Origin of the sequence: Shewanella sp. 11B5, assembly GCF_002836795.1 — a bacterium.
Lineage (GTDB): Bacteria > Pseudomonadota > Gammaproteobacteria > Enterobacterales > Shewanellaceae > Shewanella > Shewanella frigidimarina.
Genome location: NZ_PJAP01000535.1, coordinates 1 through 5,444, shown reverse-complemented (window position 1 = coordinate 5,444; position 5,444 = coordinate 1). Strand labels below are relative to the sequence as shown.

Sequence of the window (5,444 nt, the reverse complement as noted above, 5' to 3'; positions counted from 1 at the left end):
AAGTAAGCTTCGCTTTAGCTCTTTCCATATACTCATATTGACCAGCCCAGGTAATAGAGTAACCGGCAGGTAATACCAATTTATCATTCACAACTTTTTGGGCTATTTCAACATAACTACCGATATCGACATCTTCAATATCGATATAAGCCCAACCATTAAGGCGAGCATTTTCACTTTTAATGCCTGGTGGTCCATTTTCGATAACGATATCCGCTACATCCCCTAAAGAAATCCTCAAACCTTGCGGAGTGACGATAGGCAATAAAGCTAATGCTTCAGGAGAATTTCGATAATCCTGAGGATAGCGTAAATTAATTGGATATCGTTCTAAGCCTTCAACTGTTTGTGAAATATTCATACCACCGATCGCTGTAGCCACAACTTGTTGAACATCCGCTATATTTAAACCATACCGGGCTGCATTTTCCCTTTGGATATCAACTTTGATATATCGACCACCTGCAACCCTCTCAGCATAAACTGACGCAGTCCCTTCAACATTTTTTAGGATTTCCTCTAATTGTTTACCTATTTGCTCAATTTCATTGAGACTAGGGCCAGCAATTTTAATGCCTACAGGCGTTTTGATCCCTGTCGCTAACATGTCAATTCGGGTTTTAATTGGCATTACCCATGCGTTCGTCACACCGGGTAACTTTACTAATGAGTCTAATTCTTGTTTTAAACTCTCAGTCGTCAGGCCTTCTCTCCACTCACTTTTGGGCTTAAGCTGAATAAACGTTTCCACCATTGTTAGAGGTGCAGGATCCGTTGCAGAGTCTGCTCGGCCAACCTTGCCAAATACGGTTTTAACCTCGGGTACTGTGTAAATTAACTTATCCATTTGTTGCACTAATTGGCGAGCTTTACCAATAGAAATACCAGGGTAAGTGGTCGGCATATACATTAGATCGCCTTCATCTAATGGAGGCATAAACTCACTACCAATTTTATTTAGCGGCCACACACCAATTGCCAACACAAATAACGCAAATAGGAGGGTTATCTTCGGGAAAGCCAGTACTTTTTTCAACACTGGCATATATACAGCAGTTAACAATCGATTAACGGGGTTTTTGTGTTCAGGAAGCACTTTTCCCCGAATAAAGTATCCCATTAGCACTGGTACTAAGGTAATAGCTAACGCTGCCGATGCAGCCATTGCGTAAGTTTTAGTAAATGCAAGTGGTGAAAACATCCTTCCCTCCTGTGCTTCGAGGGTAAATACCGGTAAAAAACTAACAGTAATAATCAGTAGACTAAAAAATAATGCAGGGCCAACTTCGCTGGCAGATCGCGCAACGATCTGCCAACGGTTTTCAGGCGTCAATGGCGTTCGTTCCATATGTTTATGCATATTTTCAATCATGACGATGGCACCATCGACCATGGCACCAATTGCAATAGCAATACCACCTAAAGACATGATATTGGCATTTAAACCCTGCAAGTGCATGATAGTAAAAGCGCTTAGAATCCCTACAGGCAAACTAACGATCGCCACAAGCGAAGATCTTACATGCGCCAAAAAGACCATACAGACTAAAGCAACGACTAAAAATTCCTCTAACAGTTTAAACCCTAAGTTTGATACGGCTCTCTCAATCAAACCACTGCGATCGTAAACGGTCACCACTTCCACGCCCTCAGGAAGGCCTTTCTTCAATGTCTCTAATTTAGCTTTAACGCCATCAATAGTCTTTTGTGCATTTTCACCAAATCGCATCACAATAATGCCGCCAACCGTCTCACCTTCACCATTGAGATCGACTACACCTCGGCGCATTTGCGGTCCAGTCCCTATATCCGCAACATCTTTTAACAGTAATGGGGTGCCATTATTGTTAACGCCTAAAGGGATATTGCCTATATCTTCCTTATTCTCAAGATACCCTGTTGTGCGAACCATATATTCTGCTTCAGCGATTTCGACAACTGAGGCACCAATCTCTTGATTACCGCGGTTAATCGCCATTTGAATAGCCGTTAAAGGTATTCCAAAGGCACGCAATTTATCAGGGTCTACCTTAATCTGATACTGTTTGACCATCCCACCTAGAGCACTCACTTCAGACACGCCTGGGACAGTTTGTAATTCATACTTTAAAAACCAGTCCTGTAGACTGCGTAACTCACTAATATCGTGCTTACCTGTTCTATCGACGAGTGCATATAAATATACCCAGCCCACTCCTGTTGCATCAGGGCCTAATTGAGGTTTTGCATTATCCGGTAACGTTGAAACGACTTGACTGAGGTACTCCAACACACGACTACGAGCCCAATATAAATCGGTTTCTTCATCGAAGATGACATAGACATATGAATCACCAAAAAATGAGAAGCCCCTGACCGTTACTGCTCCTGGCACAGACAGCATAGCCGTCGTCAATGGATAAGTGACTTGATCTTCAACCACTTGAGGGGCTTGACCTGGATAACTTGTTTTAATGATTACCTGAACGTCAGATAAATCAGGCAAAGCATCAATAGGGGTATTTTTAAGAGAAAATAAACCCGCGCCGACGAGAATGGCACTGGCAAGCAAGACAAAAAATCTGTTCGCAACAGACCAACGTATAATTGATTCAATCATGACTATTCTCCCAACTCCATTCCTGAATGATCAGCTTGATGTGTTGTGTTAGAAACATCATCCGTGGTTTTGGGATTGTGTATATTTACCACTTTGACCGCGCCATCTGATGTTTTTTCTAATTCAATATGAAGCACAGCACCAACGGTAAATACAGAGAAATCCACACTGTCATCAACAGTAAAGTCCATGGTCATTTGTGGCCATTCCCATTCACTGACAGCTTGATGGTCCACATTAATCATTCGATGTGCAGCCATTAAACTATTTACTTTTGCTTCTACCCAAGCGGTTTCTGATGTGATGGCTTGAATATTTTCTTGCTCATCTTCTGGTGCTGTCATACGTTTAAGATCAGAGGTTTTATTTGATTCAGAATCCAATAAAAATTGTGCAGACGAGACTACAATATCTCCCTCGTACAGCCCTGATTCTATTTGAATGCTGTCACCATCTAATCGCCCTAACGTTACCGCTACAGATTTATATTTACCTTCACCGAGGGCAAGTACAACTCGATCAGAGTTTCCTGTTCTAATAACTGCCTCCCTTGGTAACAGTAATACGTCCTCTTCACTTCGTGTTTTTATCGACACTTGTGCAAACATATTTGGCTTTAATGCCGCATTGGTATTATCGAAACGCAATCTCACTTTTAGCGTTCTTGTTTTACTGTCTAATGTCGGATAGACGTAATCTACTTTGCCCTGCCAAAATTGACCAGGCAGGTAATCTAATTTCATTTCAACAGCTTGGCCAACTTTAACCATATTAGCTTGGCGTTCAAAAACCTCGGCTTCGACCCATACTTGTGATAATGAAGCAATTGAAAACATTGTCATACCCGGTTTAACAAACGATCCTTCCCGTATATTCAAATTATCAATAACACCACTTTGAGGGGCATAAAATGTAATATTTTGTTTGACCGTTCTATTCTTACGTAGCGCTTTAATCTCCGCGTTTGGTATTAATAGCGCTTTCAATCGTTCTTCAGATGCAGTAATCAAACGCTGATCTTTTCGATTTAAAGCTAATAACATTTCCTCTTGTGCATTAACTAAAGCTGGAGAGTAAATTGAATATATTGGTTGCCCTTTAACGACCGGATCACCAGAAGCTTTGACATAAAGTTCTTCAATCCATCCTTCAACTCTTGGATTAATATGAATAAGGTGGTCTTGATCATACTGGACATAACCCACTGTTTTAATATTATTTTGTAGTGTTCCTAAAGTGACTTGAGTTGTGCGAACACCCAGTTTATTAATCACAGCGGGTGAAATTGAAATTGCACCCGGTCCAAAATCTGTCGAGCCAGCTGCATCTTCGTACACTGGTATCATGTCCATACCCATGGGTGATTTCCCGGGTTTATCGCTACGAAAATTAGGATTCATAGGTGCGACCCAATATGATGGCTTAGCTTTTGCTTTGTCCTCTGAAACTACTTGATTCTGTGGTGTATATAGGATTGATGCACTAATACCAGTAAGAATACCGATAACTAATATGCTGATCATTTTCAAATTGCTGTTCATTTTACTTCTCCATCAACATAAGATTTATGTGAGATGCTAACTGGGCCCACTTTAGGGGTAAAAAAATAGTTCAATTGAACTTTAACTTTCTGTAAATCAACGTTAATGGCCAAAGCATCTAATTGAGTATTTAATTGAGCAATGAGGGAACGTACGACTTCAGCGAAATCACCCTTATCATTTGTGTAAGCCGTTAGCGACGCATCTGCTTGATCTTGCATTTGAGGTAATAAAAAATCGTTATAGAGTGTCTGACGTTGTTCCAATTTAAGAAGTTGCGCTTTCGCAGTACCGTATGACGCCATCATGTTTCGAAGCAGTAACCACTTTTCCGTTTTAATTGATTCCGATTGATAAATAGCGGCTTGAACTTGCTTGTCTTGTTTTGACGAAGTAAATATTGGTAAATCAAAACTCACACCAATTGATAGCAAATCATCGCGAGAATTACCCATAGGATCATTGCCTCGATAACTGTATCCAGCATTTACACCCCATTCTGGCTTATACAATTGCTTTTTTAACTCGACACCTTTTCGGCTTGACTCAATTCTTTGCTCCAATGCTGAAATGAGTGGATGAACAGAGAACGCTTCATACAGAGACTGTTGGTAATGTTGGCTTTTTTCCTCATCGAAATAAAGATTAGGATTCGTTAGTTTAATTTGAGGAAGTATATTAGGGACGGTAAACGTCGAAAATAACAGCTCATAATCTTGTTCATGACCTATTCGATATTCATCAACAAATGCCTTACCAACCCATTCAGATAATTTCTGTTTAAACATATCTTCTTGCTGGGCCAAAACGGTCAGCTTATCTTCAAGACGGGTCACCTCTAACTGAGCACGAATAATATCCTGCTGATTAGATTTAACTAAAGCAGATGAATACCCAGCTTTAACAACATCTGATAGTTGTTCAAATAAGTTCCGATTGCGCTCAATCAGTGCAATGCTCTCTTGCGCTTTATATACATCAAACCAAATTTGAGCTGTGGTGACACTTAACTTTGCTCGTCTATCTTGTCTTAAGAAAGGATATTGTTCAGCCGTTAACTCAAGTTGTTGTTGGCGTAAACTTAAGCTATCCCCACGGGGAAACATTTGAGTGACACCAATTTTCATTTGAGTCATTGCTTCTTGTCCAAAATCAAAAGTGTTTATGGACAAATTAGCTAAACCAACACTGATTTTTGGATCTGGTAAAGTTCCTGCCGCGATACTCTCAGATTTAATAGCATCTTGTTGAAATTGATTACTGACTAACCAGGGATCGTTTGATTGAGAGAGATAAACTGCTTC

3 protein-coding genes are annotated in these 5,444 nt (G+C 40.4%); all 3 read right to left on the bottom strand.

Annotated elements, in window-relative coordinates; translation table 11 throughout:
• Positions 1-2,599, bottom strand: a 2,599-nt coding sequence (locus CXF78_RS12620; RefSeq protein WP_102036991.1) for an efflux RND transporter permease subunit, incomplete at its 3' end; no start/stop codon positions are given.
• Between the two features lie 2 nt (positions 2,600-2,601).
• Positions 2,602-4,140 carry an efflux RND transporter periplasmic adaptor subunit gene (locus tag CXF78_RS12615; protein ID WP_102036990.1) on the bottom strand — a complete coding sequence of 513 codons (1,539 nt, stop codon included), beginning with the start codon at positions 4,138-4,140 and terminating at the stop codon, positions 2,602-2,604.
• The coding region (locus CXF78_RS12610) for a TolC family protein (protein ID WP_102036989.1) at positions 4,137-5,444 on the bottom strand (1,308 nt) is incomplete at its 5' end. The genes CXF78_RS12615 and CXF78_RS12610, both read right to left, overlap by 4 nt.